This is a genomic window from Sandarakinorhabdus rubra (genome assembly GCF_010994245.1).
In the GTDB taxonomy this organism is placed as follows: Bacteria; Pseudomonadota; Alphaproteobacteria; order Sphingomonadales; family Sphingomonadaceae; genus Sandarakinorhabdus; species Sandarakinorhabdus rubra.
On record NZ_WMHO01000020.1, the window covers coordinates 1 to 18958 of the forward strand.

The 18958-nt window shown below is 67.2% G+C and carries 18 protein-coding genes and 1 tRNA gene; 7 read left to right on the top strand and 12 right to left on the bottom strand.

The features are described from left to right. From GJV64_RS02445 to proS, 3 genes are all read right to left on the bottom strand, one after another. A partial coding sequence (locus GJV64_RS02445; protein ID WP_164155702.1) for an ABC transporter ATP-binding protein occupies positions 1-589 on the bottom strand: 589 nt, incomplete at its 3' end. Continuing rightward, positions 582-1808 carry a lipoprotein-releasing ABC transporter permease subunit gene (locus GJV64_RS02450; RefSeq protein ID WP_164155717.1) on the bottom strand — a complete coding sequence of 409 codons (1227 nt, stop codon included), beginning with the start codon at positions 1806-1808 and terminating at the stop codon, positions 582-584. The genes GJV64_RS02445 and GJV64_RS02450, both read right to left, overlap by 8 nt. 17 nt (positions 1809-1825) lie before the next feature. After that, positions 1826-3136, bottom strand: coding sequence for a proline--tRNA ligase (gene proS, locus GJV64_RS02455; RefSeq protein WP_164155703.1), 1311 nt, complete (start codon positions 3134-3136; stop codon positions 1826-1828). A gap of 459 nt (positions 3137-3595) precedes the next feature. On the opposite strand from proS, the gene GJV64_RS02460 reads away from it, so the two are divergent. The 4 genes from GJV64_RS02460 to GJV64_RS02475 all read left to right on the top strand — a co-directional run bounded on the left by GJV64_RS02460 (position 3596) and on the right by GJV64_RS02475 (position 7427). Further along, positions 3596-4072 (top strand): DUF2314 domain-containing protein, encoded by a 477-nt coding sequence (locus tag GJV64_RS02460; protein ID WP_164155704.1) that lies wholly within the window; start codon positions 3596-3598, stop codon positions 4070-4072. Positions 4073-4155: 83 nt separating this feature from the next. Beyond that, positions 4156-4938 carry an enoyl-CoA hydratase-related protein gene (locus GJV64_RS02465; protein WP_164155705.1) on the top strand — a complete coding sequence of 261 codons (783 nt, stop codon included), beginning with the start codon at positions 4156-4158 and terminating at the stop codon, positions 4936-4938. Between the two features lie 58 nt (positions 4939-4996). Beyond that, a complete protein-coding gene (locus GJV64_RS02470) occupies positions 4997-6568 on the top strand; it encodes an OFA family MFS transporter (protein WP_164155706.1) in 1572 nt (523 codons plus the stop codon). Between the two features lie 190 nt (positions 6569-6758). Continuing rightward, positions 6759-7427, top strand: coding sequence for an MOSC domain-containing protein (locus GJV64_RS02475; protein WP_164155707.1), 669 nt, complete (start codon positions 6759-6761; stop codon positions 7425-7427). Here GJV64_RS02475 and GJV64_RS02480 read toward each other — a convergent pair. The 5 genes from GJV64_RS02480 to trxB form a co-directional block, all read right to left on the bottom strand. Then, complete coding sequence (locus tag GJV64_RS02480) at positions 7363-8409, bottom strand: lysylphosphatidylglycerol synthase domain-containing protein (protein WP_164155708.1); 1047 nt, start codon at positions 8407-8409, stop codon at positions 7363-7365. The genes GJV64_RS02475 and GJV64_RS02480 overlap by 65 nt on opposite strands. Before the next feature lie 20 nt (positions 8410-8429). Next, positions 8430-8502 (bottom strand) — tRNA-Ile (locus GJV64_RS02485). Between the two features lie 466 nt (positions 8503-8968). Next, positions 8969-9868 (bottom strand): LysR family transcriptional regulator, encoded by a 900-nt coding sequence (locus tag GJV64_RS02490; protein WP_164155709.1) that lies wholly within the window; start codon positions 9866-9868, stop codon positions 8969-8971. Beyond that, complete coding sequence (locus tag GJV64_RS02495) at positions 9865-10056, bottom strand: hypothetical protein (protein ID WP_164155710.1); 192 nt, start codon at positions 10054-10056, stop codon at positions 9865-9867. Before GJV64_RS02495 ends, GJV64_RS02490 begins: the two co-directional genes overlap by 4 nt. A 37-nt stretch (positions 10057-10093) precedes the next feature. Then, on the bottom strand, positions 10094-11026 hold the full coding sequence (trxB, locus tag GJV64_RS02500; protein ID WP_164155711.1) for a thioredoxin-disulfide reductase: 933 nt from the start codon (positions 11024-11026) through the stop codon (positions 10094-10096). A 183-nt stretch (positions 11027-11209) separates the two neighbouring features. Here trxB and GJV64_RS02505 point away from each other — a divergent pair, with 183 nt between their 5' ends. Further along, a complete protein-coding gene (locus GJV64_RS02505) occupies positions 11210-11689 on the top strand; it encodes an Lrp/AsnC family transcriptional regulator (protein WP_205599501.1) in 480 nt (159 codons plus the stop codon). Positions 11690-11704: 15 nt separating this feature from the next. On the opposite strand, the gene GJV64_RS02510 is transcribed toward GJV64_RS02505, so the two are convergent. The 4 genes from GJV64_RS02510 to carA all read right to left on the bottom strand — a co-directional run bounded on the left by GJV64_RS02510 (position 11705) and on the right by carA (position 17354). Continuing rightward, positions 11705-12289, bottom strand: a complete 585-nt coding sequence (locus tag GJV64_RS02510) for a rhomboid family intramembrane serine protease (protein ID WP_164155712.1) — start codon at positions 12287-12289, stop codon at positions 11705-11707. A 46-nt stretch (positions 12290-12335) separates the two neighbouring features. Then, positions 12336-12815 (bottom strand): transcription elongation factor GreA, encoded by a 480-nt coding sequence (greA, locus tag GJV64_RS02515; RefSeq protein WP_164155713.1) that lies wholly within the window; start codon positions 12813-12815, stop codon positions 12336-12338. 94 nt (positions 12816-12909) lie between these two features. After that, positions 12910-16176 (bottom strand): carbamoyl-phosphate synthase large subunit, encoded by a 3267-nt coding sequence (gene carB / locus GJV64_RS02520; RefSeq protein WP_164155714.1) that lies wholly within the window; start codon positions 16174-16176, stop codon positions 12910-12912. Next, the gene (gene carA / locus GJV64_RS02525; protein WP_164155715.1) at positions 16176-17354 is read right to left on the bottom strand and encodes a glutamine-hydrolyzing carbamoyl-phosphate synthase small subunit; all 1179 of its coding nucleotides are present in this window, start codon (positions 17352-17354) and stop codon (positions 16176-16178) included. Before carA ends, carB begins: the two co-directional genes overlap by 1 nt. A 152-nt stretch (positions 17355-17506) precedes the next feature. Here carA and GJV64_RS02530 point away from each other — a divergent pair, with 152 nt between their 5' ends. Next, positions 17507-17959: a GatB/YqeY domain-containing protein gene (locus GJV64_RS02530; protein ID WP_164155716.1), complete on the top strand. Its 453-nt coding sequence runs from the start codon at positions 17507-17509 to the stop codon at positions 17957-17959. Further along, on the top strand, positions 17956-18958 hold a 1003-nt coding region (dnaG, locus tag GJV64_RS02535), incomplete at its 3' end, for a DNA primase (protein WP_164155719.1). The genes GJV64_RS02530 and dnaG, both read left to right, overlap by 4 nt.

Sequence of the window (18958 nt, forward strand, 5' to 3'; positions counted from 1 at the left end):
CGCCCTGCCCGCGCACCAGATCGAGGAAGGCGGCCAGCACCAGGCCGGCGGTCGCCTCGTCGAGGTTGCCGGTGGGCTCGTCGGCCAGCACCAGCGCCGGCCGGTTGGCGAGAGCGCGGGCCACCGCCACGCGCTGCTGCTCGCCGCCCGACAGCTGGGCCGGCTTGTGGGTGAGGCGCGCACCGAGGCCCAGCGCGCCGAGAAGTTCATCGGCGCGGGCGCTGGCCGCCACGGCAGGAACGCCGGCCACCATCTGGGCCAGCATGACATTCTCGCGCGCGGTGAAATCGGGCAGCAGGTGGTGGAACTGGTAGACGAAGCCCAGCCGCTGCCGCCGCACGCGGGTGCGCCCCGCATCGTCTAGCCCGGCCACCGCTTCGCCCATGATGCGGATGGAGCCGGAAAAGCCGCCCTCCAGCAGGCCCACCGCCTGCAGCAGGGTCGACTTGCCGGAGCCCGATGGCCCGAGCAGCGCCACGATCTCGCCGGGCGCGACCGACAAATCAACGCCGGTAAGCACGTCGATGCGTGCGCCCCCCTGCTCAAAGCTCTTCGCGAGGCCCGTCACCTCCAGCACCGGCTCATTCATAGCGCAGCACCGTCACCGGATCGGTGGAGGCCGCCTTCCACGCCGGGTAGAGCGTGGCGAGGAAGGACAGCAGCAGCGCCAGCACGACGATGAAGGCAACTTCCGTGGGGTCGGTCTTGGCCGGCAGCAGCGTCAGATACCTGACCGATGGATCCCAGATGTTGGTGCCGGTCAGCCGCGAGACGCCGTCGACGATGCCCTGCCGGAAGGTGAGCAACGTGAAGCCCAGCACCAGGCCAGCAGCAACCCCGGCCGCGCCGATCAGCGTGCCCACGGTCATGAACACCCGCATCAGCGCCGCCCGGCTGGCGCCCATGGTGCGCAAGATGGCGATGTCGCGCGTCTTGGCGCGCACCAGCATGATGAGCGACGAGAGGATGTTGAACACCGCCACCACGATGATGATGGAGAGCACCCAGAACATCACCGTCTGTTCCACCACCAGCGCCGAGAACAGCGCCGAATTGCTCGATTGCCAGTCGTTGATGACGGCGATGCCGGCCAGCTTCTGGCGGAGCGGTTCGAGGATGCGGGCAACGTTGTCGGGATCGTCGGTCACCACCTCGATCATGCCGACATCATTGTCGAGGCGCAGCAGCGTCTGCGCGTCCTCCAGCGGCATCACCACGAAGGCCTTGTCATAATCGTAGACGCCGACCTCGAACACCGCGACCACGCGATAGGCAACAATGCGCGGCACCGTGCCGAACGGCGTCGACTGGCCGGCAGGGTTGATCAGGCTGATCTGGTCGCCCACGCGCAGGCCCAGTTGTTCGGCCAGACGGGCACCGATCGCCACAGTGCCGGCGCCAGGCGCCAGTTCATCCAGGCTGCCGCCGCGGATGTTGCCGGCAATCTCGGGGTTGGCGCGGATGTCGGACAGGCGCATTCCGCGCACGATCACGCCCTCCACCCGGCCGCCGAAGCTGCCCATCAGCGGCTGTTCCACCAGTGGCAGTGCGGCTGTAACACCTGGCAGCGCACGGGCCTGTTCCATAACCTGCGGCCAGTCCGTCAGCCGGCCGCCATAGCCCTGCACCACGGCATGGCCATTCAATCCCAGGATTCGATCGAACAGCTCGGCACGGAAGCCGTTCATCACGCTCATCACCGCGATCAGCGCCGCCACACCGAGCGCCACGGCCACCAGGCTGATCCCGGCGACGAGGAAGATGAACCCCTCCCCCTTGCCCGGCATCAGGTAGCGCCGGGCGACCATGCGCTCGTACGCAGTAATCAAATGCGGCTCACCACTTCAGCGATCGGCACTTCGATCCGCTCGCCGGTGGCGCGGCGCTTGAGCTCCACCACGCCCGCCGCCAGCCCCTTGGGGCCAACGATGACCTGCCACGGCAGGCCGATCAGGTCGGCGGTCGCGAACTTGGCCCCGCCGCGCTCGTCACGGTCGTCATAGAGCACGTCGACGCCGGCCGCCGCGAAATCGGCGTAGAGCTTCTCGCAGGCGGCGGTGCAGGTGCCATCGTCGGCGCGCAGGTTGATCAGCGCCACGCGGAACGGCGCCACCGCGTCGGGCCAGACAATGCCGGCGTCATCGTGGCAGGCCTCGATGATGGCACCGACTAGCCGCGACACGCCGATGCCATAGCTGCCCATCAACGGCGTGATGGGCGCGCCATCGGGCCCGGGTACGGTGACACCCAGCGGCGCGGTATATTTGTCGCCAAAGTAGAAGACCTGGCCGACCTCGATGCCCTTGGACTGTTTCAGCGCCGCGCCGCAGGCCGTCTCGGCCGCCAGATCGCGCTTTTCATCGGTGGCGGCATAATCGGCATTGAGGCCATCGATGAAGCCGGCCAGCGCCGCGGCATCATCGGCGTTGACGCCATCGGTGTCGCGTGGGCGCAACCAGTTCTCGTGATAGAAGACATCGCTCTCGCCGGTGGGGGCGAGCACGATGAACTCGTGGGACAGGTCGCCGCCGATGGGCCCGGTGTCGGCCTGCATCGGAATGGCGTTCAGGCCCATGCGCTGAAAGGTGCGCATATAGGCGATGAACATGCGGTTGTAGCTGTGGCGGGCGCCGGCGAAATCCGCATCGAAGCTGTAGGCATCCTTCATCAGGAACTCGCGGCCGCGCAGCACGCCAAAGCGCGGGCGCACCTCGTCACGGAACTTCCACTGTATCTGGTAGAGGTTGCGCGGCAGGTCGCGATAGCTCTTCGCGCCGGCCTGGAAGATGGCGGTGAACAACTCCTCGGCCGTGGGGCTGAACAGCATCTCGCGGTCGTGCCGGTCGGTGATGCGCAGCATTTCCGGGCCATAGGCATCGTAACGGCCCGATTGCCGCCACAGATCGGCGCCCTGGATGGTGGGCATCAGCACCTCGATGGCGCCGGCACGGTCCTGCTCCTCGCGCACGATCCGCTCGATATTGGCCAGCACGCGCTTGCCGAGCGGCAGCCAGGCATAGATGCCCGCGGCCGTCTGCCGGATCATCGCGGCGCGCAGCATCAGCTGGTGGCTGATCACCTGCGCCTCGCCGGGCGTTTCCTTCAGAACGGGCATGAAATAGCGGGAAAGGCGCACGAACATTCTCTTGGGCTGGGAACGGTGAACGGCGCCTTAGCATGGCTGGCCACCACCACAACAGGGCGCGACCGGATCGGCCACGTGCCGGCCACTGTTGCACGTCCGCAACAGTTTTCCGATTCATCGAGACGCACCACGGCAACCGCCTGACACATGTCAGAAATTGGCATATCACACGCCACAGAACCCGTGCCGTTCGGCATGGGTTCGGGGAGATCGGCGCAAGTCGTCTCCACCGCGGCGCGCCGGCTTTCAGGGTCACCTAGGCATGGCTGCGCGCGCCGGCCGGAGCAGATGGGGGCATTGGCTCCGGCCGGCGCTGGGCGGTGAGACGTAAGGCGATGTCTCGTCACGGGAACCCCCGGCTGCACCCGCGGCCGGGGGTTTTCGGTTCAGGCAAGGCTTTCGCAACCGGCAGCTGTTATCTTCGCGCTCTGGAAACAGGGATCGGAGCGCATGCTCATCATCAGGATTGTGCTGTTACTGGTGGTGGCTGCGTGGGCAGTGCTGCGCCATTTCCAGGCACCGGCCGGCATCGTGTTCGCGCTGGATGATCCGCGTGCCGAAGCCGCCAAGCAACAGGCCCGCGAGACGCTGGGCGAATTCTGGGCCGCCTTCGAGGCGGGGGCGCCGGAAGACCGGGATTTCGGTCTCAAGTTCGATCTCAACCACGGCAGCGGCCTGCCCGACCGTGAGCTGATCTGGGCGCTCGACATCACCCGCGAGGATGGCGTGATCCGCGGCACGCTGGGCAACCCGCCGCTCAACCCGGCCTTCCAGATGGGCCAGAGCGTGGTGGTGCCGGCCGAGGCCATCGTGGACTGGGCGTTTTTCCGCAGCGGCGTCGCCCATGGCCATTATCTCACCCGGCTGATGATCGAACAGAGCCCGGACCGCCACGCCCGCCAGGCCCGCGCGGCCCTGGGTTGGTAACTGGGGGCTGGCCCCCACCCTTTCATCAGGCCGCCCGCCCTGCCCCGCCATGGCACATGATTGGGCACAGGGAGGAACTTGCCATGGCTTATGAACATGTGACGGTCGCCAGCGAAGGCCGCGTCCTGGTGGTGACGATCAACCGCCCGGAACGCATGAACGCGCTGCACCCGCCGGCCAATGCCGAGCTGGACGCGGTGTTCAACGACTTCGCCGCCAACCCCGATCTGTGGGTGGCCATCATCACCGGCGCCGGCGACCGCGCCTTTTCCGCCGGCAATGACCTCAGGTGGCAGGCCGAAGGCAATGCCATCACGGTACCGCCCTCGGGCTTCGGCGGGCTCACCAGCCGCTGGGATCTCGACAAGCCGGTGATCGCCGCGGTGAACGGCGTCGCCATGGGCGGCGGTTTCGAAGTGGCGCTGGCCGCCGACATCATCCTGGCCGCCGACACCGCCACATTCGCCCTGCCGGAACCCAAGGTGGGCCTCGCCGCACTGGCCGGCGGGCTGCACCGGCTGCCGCGGGCCATCGGCGTCTCCCGCGCCATGGCGATGATCCTCACCGCCCGCACCGTTTCCGCCACCGAAGGCAAGGACCTCGGCTTCGTCACCGAAGTGGTGCCGGCGGCCGACCTGCTGGCCCGCGCCAAGGCGCTGGCGAACGCCATGTGCGAACTCTCGCCCCTGTCCCTGCGCGCCTCCAAGGAAGCCGTGCTGAAGGGCCTCGAAGCCCCCTCCTTGCGCGCCGCCTACGAAGGCCAGGGCAGCTACCCGGCCGTCCAAGCCCTGTTCCGTAGCGAAGACCTGAAGGAAGGCCCGCTGGCCTTCGCCCAGAAGCGCAAGCCTGAGTGGAAGGGGCGCTGACCCGCCTGCGTCAATCGCCCGTTTGACCGTATCCGGTCGCACGGGCAGCGGGGCCGCTATGGGGGAGCATCCATCACGCGCGCGCATCACCGCGGCGGCAACGCATGATCGCTGGCTGGTGCCGCCCTGCGCGCTGGCCATCCATCTGTGCATCGGCATGGCCTATGGCTTCTCGGTCTTCTGGCTACCGCTCGGCCATGCCATCGGCATCAGCGGACCGGTCGTCTGTGAGGGCATGGGTCTTGCCGACGCGCTCACCACCGCGATCTGCGATTGGCGGGTGAGCGACCTTGTCTGGGTCTACACCCTGTTCTTCGTGGTGCTGGGGGCTTCGGCCGCCCTGTTCGGCGGCTGGGTGGAGCGGGTGGGCCCACGCGTATCCGGGCTGACGTCGGCGGCCTGCTGGTGCGGAGGTCTGGCGATCGGAGCGCTGGGCGTGGCGCTGCACCAATTGTGGTTGCTCTGGCTGGGCACCGGCTTCGTTGGCGGCATCGGCCTTGGCATCGGCTATATCACGCCGGTGTCCACCCTGCTGAAATGGTTTCCGGACCGGCGCGGGCTGGCCACGGGCATGGCGATCATGGGCTTTGGCGGCGGCGCCATGGTAGGCAGCCCTCTGGCCGATCGGCTAATGGCCGCCCTGTCAGGGCCCGACAGCGTGGGCGTGTGGCAGACGATGCTGGTGCTGGCCGCCGGCCACGCGCTGTTCATGGTGGGCGGCGCGCTTGGCTTCCGCCTGCCAGCCCCGGGCTGGCGCCCGCCGGGCACGGCCGAGGTGGTGGCAGCCGGGCGCTTCGTACCGCTGTCCGCTGCCTCCCGCACGCCGCAATTCTGGCTGGTATGGTGCGTGCTGCTGCTCAATGTTTCGGCCTCGATCGGCATCATTGGCCTCGCCTCGCCCATGGTGCAGGAGATGTTCGGCGGCCGACTGATTGGCGCGCCAGGCACCGGCTTCGAGGCGTTCAGTGAGGCCCAGAAAGGCGCCGCCGCTGCCGTGGGCGCGGCCTTTGTCGGGCTGATCAGCCTGTTCAACATCGCCGGGCGCTTCATCTGGTCCTCCCTGTCAGACCGGATCGGCCGCAAAGCCCTGTATCTGTTGATGCTGGCATTGGGCGCCGCCTGTTATGGTGTGGCCCTGCCCGGCCCGGCCGGTGGCGCATTGCCGCTGTTCCTCGCCTGCTTCGCGCTCATCGCCTCAATGTATGGCGGCGGATTTGCGGCCGTGCCGGCCTGGCTGGCCGATTTGTTCGGCACGCGCCAGGTGGGCGCGATCCACGGCCGCTTGCTCACCGCCTGGTCCACGGCCGGCGTGCTGGGCCCGCTGCTGGTCGCCAATGTTCGCGATGCCCGGCTGGCGGCTGGCGTGCCGCGCGCCGACGTCTATGGCCCCATCTTCCTGGCGCTGGCCGGGCTGCTGGTCCTGGGCCTGGTGGCGGCTCTGCTGGTGAAGCCGGTGCCAGACGCGCTGTGGCAACAGGACGAACCGACAGCAGCAGCGCCCACGGCGGCCATGGCCAGCGCCGCGCAGGTGCAATGGGGGGCGCGGCTTGTGGCCTGGGCGCCGCTGCTGACCGCGCTGGGCTGGGGCGGCTGGTTCACCCTCTCCAAGGCCGCCATTCTGATCAAATGAAAGGGGCCGCGCATTGCTGCGCGGCCCCCCACATTGTCATCCGCTCACGAAGGGCGGTGTCTGGTGTGTCAGCAATCCCCGATCTCGACCGGGGCCACCAGCGCCTTCGCGCCGTTGATGAAGCAATGAGACACTGGATCACCTCCTTTCGTCTTGTGGAACAAGAACTCGAGTGTCAGGGCAAAGGACGATGATCGCAAGTGGCATTATCGCGCAGCTGCGCATTGGCACGCCGCAGTCGGTTGCCGGCGTGGCGCGCCCTTCCGCCTATCACCGCCAGCGCGTGGATGGCCCGGTGGCCGTGCACGAGCTTGGGCTGGCAGGTGATCAGGTGGGCAACACCCGCGTCCACGGTGGCCCGGAAAAGGCGGTTTATGCCTATCCGCTGTCCGGCTACGCCGGCTGGCGGGCCGAGTTTCCGGCGCTTGTTGACCGGTTGGGGCCGGGCGCGATGGGCGAGAATCTGGTGGTCGAGGGCCTTGATGAGGCGAGCGTCCATCTGGGTGACATCATCCGTTGTGGCACGGCGACGCTTCAGGTGGCCCAGATCCGCGAGCCTTGTTCCACCTTTGCCGCCGTGCTGGGCACGACGCAGGTGGTGAAGGCGATGGTGCGCTCCGGCCGCTGCGGCTGGTATCTGAGGGTGCTCGAGGCTGGCCACATTGCGCCCGGCGATGGCCATGTCGTGATCGAGCGGCCCAACCCGGCCTGGCCGATCAGTCGCTTTTCACCAATCGCCGCCGGCCGGGCGGGCCGCATCGAGGAGCTCGCCGAACTGGCCGCCCTAGCCGGTCTCAGTGGCTATTGGCGCTCGAAGCTGGCGCGGCGTCTTGATGAGCAGCGGCGCGCGCTGCCCTGAGCGCGCGCAGTTCGAGCACCGCGATCAGCAGGGCGCCGAGGATGAACGGGATGAAGGTGTAGAGCAGGCGGAACAGCGCGACCGCCGCCAGCACGCCGGCCTTGTCCGCCGCCGGCATCAGGCCAACGATGACGAGTTCGAACACGCCCAGCCCGCCCGGCGCATGGGCGAGCGCGCCAGTGACCATGGCCACAGCGTAGATGACAAGGAAGGTGAGCAGATCGGGAATGCCCTCGACGGGCAGGAGAAGGATGTACAGCGCGCCACCGGCCAGCGCCAGATCGAGGGTGCCGATGGCAATCTGCTGTAGCGTTTCCCGGCCCGTGGGCAGGGCGAAGCGATAGCGCCAGATCCTGAGGTTGCCGCGCCAGAAGGTGGCGATCAGCGTGTAGAGCAGCACACCGAGCAACAGCAGTGCGCCGGTCCATTCCTCAAGGCCCGGCGGCACCCAGGCGCGGATGGGTGCCGCCAGATCGGGCGAGACGATAAGGCCGATGCCGGCCACGAAGATGATGCCCAGCCAGAAGGTCCAGCCGCACAACAGGATGATCATCGCGATGTCGACCGGGGACACGCCTTCCCGGGTGTAGATGCGATAGCGCACGGTGCCGCCAGTCAGCACCGTCAGGCCCAACGTGTGGCTCATCGTGAAGCTGGCGAAGCTTGCCGACGCCAACGTGGGCCAGCCAATCCGCGTGTAGCCAAGGTGGCGGGTGGCGAACCAGTCATAGCCGACCAGCACGACATAGGAGAGGAAGGTGGAGACGGCAGCAGCGATGATGAGGGGGGCAGGCGTTGCCTGGATCTCGGCCAGCACGTCGGCCAGCGTCACCTGGCCAGAAATCTTCTTGAGGCCCCACGCCGCCAGGCCCAGCACCAGCAGGCCAAGCAGGGCCCCGATCCAGGTCTTCCAGTTGCCGCGCGGCCTTTCAGGTGCCGGGACAAGTGCTGCCGGACCGTCAAGTAACTGTTCCTCGCGCACCTGTCCTCCCGCACGTCCGGTGGGCCCGGAGGGATTCGAACCCCCAACCTAGCCGTTATGAGCGGCCAGCTCTAACCGTTGAGCTACAGGCCCGACCGGTGCCTGAGCGGTTAGCCGATGGCAGGGCAGATGGGAAGGCCGGCTTCACCTGACAAGCGGCCCCCGCGTCGCAGGGGCGCGAGGGCGCGACAGGCGGAACAGAAAAAGGGCCGGACGCTCGGGGGGAGGAGCGTCCGGCCCTTGATCGTGACCCGGGCGCCGGGGGAGAGGCGCTTGCCGGGTCGGCTGACCATCGCCCAGGGAGGGGGCGGGCGGGCCAGACCAGCCGGGCGGGCTGCAAGGGGGGGAGGAGAGCAGCAGGCCCGGCGCGGCCGCGTATCGCGGCGACACGATCCATATACGGACGCGCCGGATTATTTTGCACTGCACAATGACGGGAGGCAGCCATGCATATACTGCATGGCTGCGACAGGCGTAGCGCCCGCAACTGCATGGAATCCGGTGCAATACGGGGCTGGCATGTGGGGTGCGACAGGCCGCCTCACCTCACCCGAACGGCTCAGATGTCGAGCGCGGCGCTGGTCATCCGGGCCACCAGAAAGTCCCGCAGCGCCGCAATCCGCAAGGACCTTCGCAGCTCGGACGGATAGGTGAAGAAGGTGCGGAACACCGGGCCTTCCACCTGCGGCAGCACCACCTGCACCTTGCCCGAAAAGCGCACCAGGTACGACGGCAGCGCCGCGATGCCGGCGCCGGCCTCCACCGCCTGGAGCACGCCATGGCTGTTGTTGATGGTCAGCGCCGCGGCCCGCCTTTGGCCTTCATGGCCCAGCTCGAGGATCCAGTTGATTCCCTTCAGATAATCCGGTGCAGCATCGCCATAGGCGATCAGCCGGTGGCGCTCCAGATCGGCGATCGATTTCGGCTCGCCGTGCCGCGCCAGATATTCGGGGCTGGCAACGAGATGGTGGCGGATACCGGCCAGCGGCCGCTGCATCAGCTCGCTCTGGAACGGCCGGTGGAAACGAATCGCCACATCGGCCTCCCGCTTGGCCAGGTCGAGATCGGCATCGGTGAGCATCAGGTGCACGCTGATGTCAGGATAGAGATCAAGGAAATCGCCGAGCTGCCGCGCCAGCCAGGTCGACCCGAAGGAGACGGTGGTGGTCAGTCGGATGGCGCCGGTCGGCCGGTCGCGGCTGGCGTCGATGGCCTGGGCGGTGCGGTCGATGCGCTCGTGCATCTCGGCGGTGGCGGCGCGCAGCTGTTCGCCCTCGTGGGTCATGGCAAGGCCGCGGGCATGGCGGTGGAACAGCTTGGCGCCCAGGCTGTCCTCCAGCGCCGCGATCTGGCGCGACAGCGCCGGCTGGCTCATGTGCAGGCGGCGGGCCGCTTCGGTGAAGCTTCCGGCTTCAGCCACGACGTCGAACAGGCGCAGTTTTTCCCAGTCGAGGCTCATCTGTCCACGCGCTCCCGCCCGGCTGGATACAGCAGGGCCTGCACCACGCCATACAGAAATCCGCCCAACGGCACGGCCACGATTGCCGCCACGATTCCGAGCAACCAGCCGGGGCTGTTGACCAGCATCACCACCGCGATCCACAGGATGAACGGTCCAAGAAACCAGCGCAGGAAGGTGGCCAACATCACCGCTCTCCTTCAACCGGTCCTGCGGACGTGCATCCTACCCGTGCGCCAGAAAACGCTCTGCCTCCAGCGCTGCCATGCAGCCCATGCCGGCCGCCGTGACGGCCTGGCGATACAACTTGTCCTTCACGTCACCGGCGGCAAACACCCCGGGCACGCTGGTCGCCGTGCTGTCGGGTGCGGTGATGATGTAGCCTTCATCGTCCATCTGCAACTGACCGGTGAACAGCTGGGTGGCGGGATCATGACCGATGGCCACGAAGAGGCCATCGACGGGCAGCGGCCGGGTGCTGCCGTCACGCGTGTCCTTCAGGGTGACGCCGGTCACCTTCAGCGGCGCGTCGGTGCCCGCCACGTCGATGACTTCGCTGTGCCAGTGCATCTCGACCTTGGGACTGGCCAGCAGCCGGGCCTGGTTGGTCTTGTCGGCCCGGAGTTCGCCGCGGCGGTGGACGAGGTGGACCTTGGAGGCGAACTTGGTGAGGAACATCGCCTCTTCCACCGCGGTGTTGCCGCCGCCGACCACGACAACCTCCTTGCCGCGGAAGAAGAAGCCATCGCAGGTGGCGCAGGCCGACACGCCGAAGCCGCGATAACGGGTCTCGCTGGCAAGGCCCAGCCAGCGCGCCTGGGCGCCGGTGGCGATCACGATGCTGTCCGCCGTCCAGCCCTGGCCGCTGTCGGTCTCCAGCACGAACGGCCGGCGCGACAGGTCCACCTTCGTCACGATGTCGCTGATGATCTCGGTGCCGACATGGCGCGCCTGCGCTTCCAGTTTCACCATCAGGTCAGGGCCCATCACCATCGTCTCGCCGGGCCAGTTCTCCACCTCGGTGGTGATGGTCAGCTGGCCGCCCGGCTGCAGGCCCTGCAGCAGGACCGGGGCCAGCATGGCGCGCGCGGCATAGACGGCCGCAGTATAGCCGGCCGGGCCCGAACCGATGATGAGCACCTTGGCGTGACGGGACATGAAGGCGAATCTCCTGGACGCCGGCAGGCGCCGGCCATGGTGCGGCCTGACTTAAGGAAATTTGCAGCCTTTTCCAGTGCAGCCATGTCGCTTGCCGAAAACCGGCGGCTGCAACGCGCTATCTTGCGCACATTTGAAACAATGTTATCAGGAACCGGGAGCAAAGGGATTGGGAGTTACGCCTTGGTGCATCGTTCGCGCCTGCCGATCGACGATATCGACCGGGTGATCCTGCGCAATCTGCAAGCCGAGGGGCGGATCACCAATGTCGATCTGGCCACGCGGGCCGGGCTGACTGCGCCGCCCTGCCTCAGGCGGGTGCGGGCGCTGGAGGAGAACGGCACGATCCTGGGCTATCACGCCGATCTCGATGCGGTCGCGCTGGGCTATGGCATCACCGTTTTTGCCATGGTCAGCCTGAAGAGCCAGGCCGAGGCCGACCTGAAGGCCTTCGAGGAGCATTGCGCCACCCTGCCCCAGGTCCGCGAATGCCACATGCTAAATGGCGAGATCGACTTCATCCTGAAGGTCGTCGCCCACGACCTGCAGGAGTTCCAGAAGTTCCTGACCAGCCAGCTGACGCCGGCGCCGAACGTCGAAAGCGTGAAGACCAGCTTCGTCATCCGCACCGCCCTGTCACGGCCCGGCGTGCCGGTGGATTAGCCGCGTGCCGGCGGACTAGGCGCCCCTGGCCAGTGGCCGGGCCAGCACCAGCCCGGCAATGAAGCCACCGATATGCGCCATGATGGCGATGCGCAGACCCGGCCCGGCCAGCGCGGCACCGGCCAGCACCTGCAGCACCACCCAGGCCACGCCCAGACCCAGCGCTTGCACCAGCGGGCTGCGCTTCGACTGGCCGAACAGCATGGCCTGGGCTGCCACCAAGCCGGAGATGGCGCCCGAAGCGCCCACCGCCGGCACCGCGCTAAGCGGCGACCAGCCCCATTCGGCAAGCCCACCGGCAAGGCCTGACAAGACATAGAGCATCAGGAAGCGCCGGGCGCCCAGCACCGGCTCCAGCAGCCGGCCGATGGCGAGCAGCATCACCATGTTCATGACAAGGTGCAGCGCCCCGCCGTGCAAGAACATGTGGCCGAACAGCGTGGAGACGGCACCCAGCACCGGCACCTGGCCATCAACCGCCAGCGTCAGGCGCAGCGGCACCAGTCCGCCCCAGAACACCAGCCATTGCCGCGCCTGCTCGCCGGCGAGGCCCATCAATATGGCAAGCACGGCATTGGCCAGCACCAGCCAGCGCGTCACCGTCGGCGGATCGACGCCCCCGACGACCGGCGGCGCCGGAACAGGCTCAGATGAATTCAACGCGGTCGATGGTGTAGTATTTGTCGCCCGACGGGGTGTGCACCTCCACCTCGTCGGCCTTGCGGCGGCCGATCAGCGCCTTGCCCAGCGGCGAGGAAAAGCTGATCCGCCCGGCGCGGACATTGGCCTCGTGCTGGCCGACGATCTGGTAGGTCACCGGCTTGTCGTCCTCGTCGATCAGGTGGACGGTGGCGCCAAACACCACCTTGTCCCCCGAAAGCGTCTTGGGATCGATGACGATGGCGCGGGCCAGCATGTCCTCCAGTTCGATCACCTGGGCCTCGATCTGGCCCTGGCGCTCCTTGGCGGCATGATATTCGGCATTTTCCGACAGGTCGCCGTGAGCGCGGGCTTCCTCGATGGCTTCCACCACCGCCGGCCGCTCGACTTCCTTCAGTTGCCGCAGCTGCACCAGCAGGGCTTCATGCCCTGTCGGCAGCATCGGCACCTTTTCCATCGTCGCCATGATCGCAAGCACTTCCTCGACATCGTTGCAATGATTTGCCCCTGATCGCCGGGATTCGGCCATCAGGGGCGAAAGCTGCGGGCCAATATGCCCGTCAGGACTGCCGATGATAAGATTGAAGCGGCCGAACTTCAAGCGTCTGCCGCGTGAGGGCCGCAATCGCCGCCACCGCCGCCCGACTGGCCGGCGCCGTGGTGTAATAGGGCACCCGGCCATAAAGCGCCGAGGCGCGGATCGACTGACTGTCCTTCAGCGACTGCAGGCCTTCGGTTGTGTTGAAGATCAGCGCGATGCCGCCATCCTTGATGCGGTCAACGATATGGGGCCGGCCTTCGGCCACCTTGTTGACCCGGGTGACCGGGATGCCGGCGGCTTCCAGCACCTCGGCCGTGCCGCTGGTGGCGACCAGCGCGAAGCCCAGGCCAACAAGGTCGCGCGCTGCCGCCACGATCTGCGGCTTGTCGCTGTCCTTGACGCTGATGAACACGTTCTTGGCATCTGGGCCGGCATTGGCGCCAGCTTCCGGCAGCACGGTGAAGGCAGCCAGCTGGCTCTTGGCGAAGGCGATGGCAAAATCGCTGTCGATCCCCATCACTTCGCCGGTGGACTTCATTTCCGGGCCGAGCACCGGATCGACGCCGGGGAAGCGGGCGAAGGGGAACACCGCCTCCTTCACCGCGATATGCTGGCCGATATTGCGGGGCGACAGATCGAAGCTGGCCAGCTTTTCGCCGGCCATCACCCGCGCCGCGATCTTGGCCACCGGGATGCCGGTCGCCTTGGCGGTGAAGGGCACGGTGCGGCTGGCACGCGGGTTGACCTCGATGAGATACACCTCGCCATTCTTCACCGCGAACTGCACGTTCATCAGGCCCTTCACCTTCAGGGCGCGGGCCAGCACGCCCGTCTGCCGCTCGATTTCGGTGATGATGGCGGCCGGCAGGCTGTAGGGCGGCAGCGAACAGGCGCTGTCGCCCGAATGGACGCCGGCCTCCTCGATATGCTCGAGCACACCGGCGACATAGACGGTCTCGCCATCGGCCACGGCGTCCACGTCCACCTCGATGGCATCGCGCAGGTAACGGTCGATCAGCACCGGCGAACTGCCCGAGACCACCACCGCCTCGCGAATGTACGTCTCGAGTTGCGCGCGCGTGTCGACAATCTCCATCGCCCGCCCGCCGAGCACGTAGGAGGGGCGCATCAGCACCGGATAGCCGATGGTCTCGGCGACGCGCACCGCCTCCTCGGCGCTGCGGGCGATGCCGTTTTCCGGCTGTTTCAGGCCCAGCTGGCCGATCAGCGCCGCAAACCGCTCGCGGTCTTCGGCAAGATCGATGCTGTCGGGGCTGGTGCCCAGGATCGGGATGCCTGCATCCTGGAGGGCCTGAGCCAACTTGAGCGGCGTCTGCCCACCCAGCTGCACGATGACGCCGACCAGTTCGCCGTTCTGCATCTCGGTGTGGAGGATCTCCAGCACGTCCTCGGCCGTGAGCGGCTCGAAATAGAGCCGGTCCGACGTGTCGTAATCGGTCGAGACGGTTTCCGGGTTGCAGTTCACCATGATAGTCTCGAAGCCGGCATCATCCAGCGCGAAACAGGCGTGGCAGCAGCAATAGTCGAACTCGATGCCCTGCCCGATGCGGTTCGGGCCGCCGCCGAGGATGACGATCTTCTGCGACGCCGTCGGCCGGCTCTCACAATCCGGCTCGCCAAAGCTCGGCGCCTCGTAGCTGGAATACATGTAAGGCGTCTTGGCGGCGAACTCGCCGGCGCAGGTGTCGATGCGCTTGAAAACGGGCCGCACGTTCAGCGCCCGGCGGGCGGCGGCAACGCGGCCTTCCGTGGTGCCGGCGAGATGGGCGAGGCGCGCGTCCGAAAAGCCCATGGCCTTGAGGCGACGGAAGCCCTGTGCGTCGGTGGGCAGGCCGTTCGCCTTCACCTCGGCCTCAGCCTCAACCAGTTCCTGCATCTGCCTGAGGAACCAGGGTTCGAACTTCGCAATCTGGTGGATGCGATCGACGCTGATGCCGGCGCGCAGCGCGTCGGCGGCGACCAGCAGACGGTCGGGCGTCGGGCGCGACAGCGCCGCCTCGATCTCCTCAATGGTGGCGCCCTTGAGGCTCTCCACCTCGTCGAAGCCGGTGAGGCCGGTCTCCAGCCCGCGCAACGCCTTCTGGACGCTTTCCTGCCAGTTGCGGCCGATCGCCATCACCTCGCCCACCGACTTCATGGCGGTGCCGAGAAGCGGCTCGGCGCCCTTGAACTTTTCAAAGGCAAAGCGCGGGATCTTGGTGACGATATAGTCGATGGTCGGTTCGAACGAGGCCGGGGTGGCGCCGGTGATGTCGTTCATGATCTCGTCAAGCGTGTAGCCCACCGCGAGCAGTGCCGCGACCTTGGCGATGGGAAAGCCCGTTGCTTTCGAGGCCAGCGCCGAGGAGCGCGAGACGCGCGGGTTCATCTCGATGACGACCAGGCGGCCATCCTTCGGGTTCACTGCAAACTGGACGTTGGAACCCCCTGTTTCTACGCCGATTTCCCGCAACACCGCGATGCTGGCGTTGCGCATGATCTGATATTCCTTGTCGGTCAGCGTCAGCGCCGGCGCGATGGTGATCGAATCGCCGGTGTGGACGCCCATCGGATCGATGTTCTCGATGGAGCAGATGATGATGGCATTGTCGTGCTTGTCGCGCACGACCTCCATCTCATACTCCTTCCAGCCCAGCACGCTCTCCTCCACCAGCACCTCGGTGGTGGGGCTGGCGTCGAGCCCGCCGGTGACGATGCGGATGAACTCCTCCCGGTTGTAGGCGATTCCGCCACCGGTGCCGCCCATCGTGAAGCTGGGCCGGATGATCGATGGCAGGCCAACATGCTCGAGCGCCGCCAGCGCCTCCTCCACCGTGTGGGCGATGCGGCTGCGCGGGGATTCGAGCCCGATCTTGTCCATCGCGTCACGGAACTTCAGCCGGTCCTCGGCCTTGTCGATGGCCTCGGCGTCGGCGCCGATCAGCTGCACGCCATATTTTTCCAGCGTGCCGTCGCGCGCCAGCGCCAGCGCGGTGTTCAGCGCCGTCTGCCCGCCCATGGTGGGCAGCACCGCATCGGGGCGTTCCTTGGCGATGATCTTGGCGACGATGGCGGGCGTGATTGGCTCGACATAGGTCGCGTCCGCCAGCTCCGGATCGGTCATGATCGTGGCCGGGTTGGAGTTGACCAGGATGATGCGATAGCCTTCGGCCTTCAGTGCCTTGACCGCCTGCGTGCCCGAATAATCGAACTCGCAGGCCTGGCCGATGATGATCGGACCGGCGCCAATGATGAGGATGGACTGGATGTCGGTGCGTTTGGGCATCAGGCGTTCCGGTTCAAGCCAAGGGAGCCCACGAACTTCTCGAACAGATAGATGCTGTCCTGCGGGCCGGGGCTGGCTTCGGGGTGATATTGCACGCTGAACGCCCGCCGGTCGGTGAGCTCCAGGCCGGCCAGCGTGCCGTCGAACAGCGAGATGTGGGTGGGCCGCGCAGTGGCGGGCAGCGTGTCGGTGTCGACGGCAAAGCCATGGTTCATCGAGGTGATCTCCACCCGCCCGTCCTCCAGCCGCTTCACCGGGTGATTGGCGCCGCGGTGCCCTTGCGTCATCTTCACCGTCCTGGCGCCGACCGCGAGGCCGAGCAGCTGGTGGCCAAGGCAGATGCCGAACAACGGCAGACCGGCATTCAATATCTTCTGGATGGTCGGCACGGCATGGATGCCGGTGGCGGCCGGATCGCCGGGGCCATTCGACAGGAAGATGCCATCGGGCTTCAGCGCCATGATCTCGTCGAACGTCGCGGTCGCCGGCACCACCGTGACACGGGCCCCGGCGGCGACGAGGTTCCTGAGGATGTTGCGCTTCATGCCATAATCTATGGCGACCACGTGCGGGCCATTCGGGTTGCCGCTGTGGACGGCATAGCCGCCGGCCAGCGTCCACAGGCCATCATCCCAGCTGTAGTTCTGGGTGGCGGAAATCACGCTGGCGAGGTCCATCCCCTCCAGCCCCGGCCACGCCTTGGCCTGGCTGAGCAGCTTCTTCACGTCGAACTGCCCGGCCTTGTTGTGGGCGATGACGCCGTTGGGCGCGCCACCTTCGCGGATGCGCTTGGTCAGCGCGCGGGTGTCGACGCCAGACACCCCGATGCGCCCCCAGGCCTTCATCCAGTCATCAAAGCGGCGCTGGCTGCGGAAATTGGCGGCGGCGGTGACGGGTTCGCGCACCACGCAGCCCAGCGCGTGCGGGTTGGCCGATTCGATATCCTCGTTGTTGGCGCCGACATTGCCGATGTGCGGGAAGGTGAAGGTGATGATCTGCCCGGCATAGCTGGGGTCGCTCATCACTTCCTGGTATCCGGTCATCGCGGTGTTGAAGCACACTTCGCCGACCGCAACCCCTTCGGCGCCAAAGCCATGGCCCCAGATCACGCTGCCATCGGCCAGCACCAATACCCCCGTCGCACCTTTGGGTTGGACGGGCGCTTTGGCGACGGCCATGCTGGGGGTTCCTTTTGTGCGGCGGGCTACTCTGGCGGACAAACGGCTGGGCGGATAGGGGCGCCCGCGCCGCCCGTCAATCTGTTCTTTCGCGGTTCAAGACGCTATCTGGCAGGCAGACGCAACCCGATTATCACCCCACGAGGCCGAACATGCTCCGCGACGCCATCAAGGCCGCCACCACCGAGGCGATGAAGGCCAGGGACACCGCCCGGCTGGGCGCGCTGCGGCTGATCTCGGCCGCCTTGAAGAACAAGGACATCGAGCTGAGGACCGGCGCCGCACCGGCCGACGACGACGTGGTGGTGGCCGACGTGCTGATGAAGATGGCCAAGCAGCGCCGCGAATCGATCGAGATGTATGTGAAGGGCGACAGAACCGAACTGGCCGATGCCGAACGCGCCGAGCTGGCGGTGATCGAAGGCTTCCTGCCCAAGCAGATGGACGAGGCCGAGGCACTGGCCGCCATCAGGGGCGTGGTCGCTGAACTGGGCGCGAGCAGCGTGAAGGACATGGGCCGGGTGATGGCCGCCGTGAAGGAACGCTTTGCCGGCAAGCTCGACATGTCGAAGGCCAGCGGGCTGGTGAAGGCGGCCCTCTCCTGAGCCTGTCGCCGGCCTTCCTCGACGAACTGCGTGCCCGCGTGCCCGTCTCGGGCGTGGTGGGCCGGCGCGTAAAGCTCACCCGCGCCGGGCGCGAGATGAAGGGCTGCTGCCCCTTCCACAACGAGAAGACGCCGAGCTTCTACGTCAACGACGACAAGGGCTTCTATCACTGCTTCGGCTGCGGCGCGCATGGCGACGTGATCCGCTTCCTCACCGACAACATGGGCCTGCCGTTCATGGAGGCGGTGAAGCAGCTGGCTTCCGAAGCCGGTCTGGAAGTGCCGGCCCCCTCCCCCGACGCCAGGGCCAAGGCCGAAGTGGCCGACAGCCTTGCAGATCTCACCAGCAAGGCGGCGCAGTGGTTCCAGGCGCAACTGGCCGGCGAGGCGGGTGCGGCGGCGCGCGCCTATCTCGACCGGCGCGGAGTGAAGGATGCAACGCGCAAGCAGTTCGGGCTGGGCTTCTCGCTCGACAGCCGCACGGCGCTGCGCGGCCACCTGAAGGAGGCCACGGCCGAGAAGCTGCTGGAGGCCGGCCTGATCGGCAAGTCGGAGGATGGCGAGACGTTCGACCGCTTCCGCGGCCGGCTGATGTTCCCGATCCGCGATCGGCGCGGGCGCGTGGTGGGCTTTGGTGGCCGCGCGCTGGGCGATGTGCAGCCCAAGTATCTGAACAGCGCCGATGGCCCGCTCTTCGACAAGGGACGGCTGCTCTACAATCTCGATCTCGCCGGGCCGGCGGCACGCAAGGTGAACCGGCTGATCGTGGTGGAAGGCTATATGGACGTGATCGGCCTCGCCCAGGCCGGCATCGCCGAGGCGGTGGCGCCGCTGGGCACGGCGATGACCGAGACGCAATTGGCGCTGGCCTGGCGGCTGGTGGATGAACCGATCCTGTGCTTCGACGGCGATGCCGCCGGCCTGCGCGCCGCCACCCGCGCTGGCAGCCGCGCGCTCCCGCTGTTGAAGCCCGGAAAGTCGCTGCGCATCGCGACGCTGC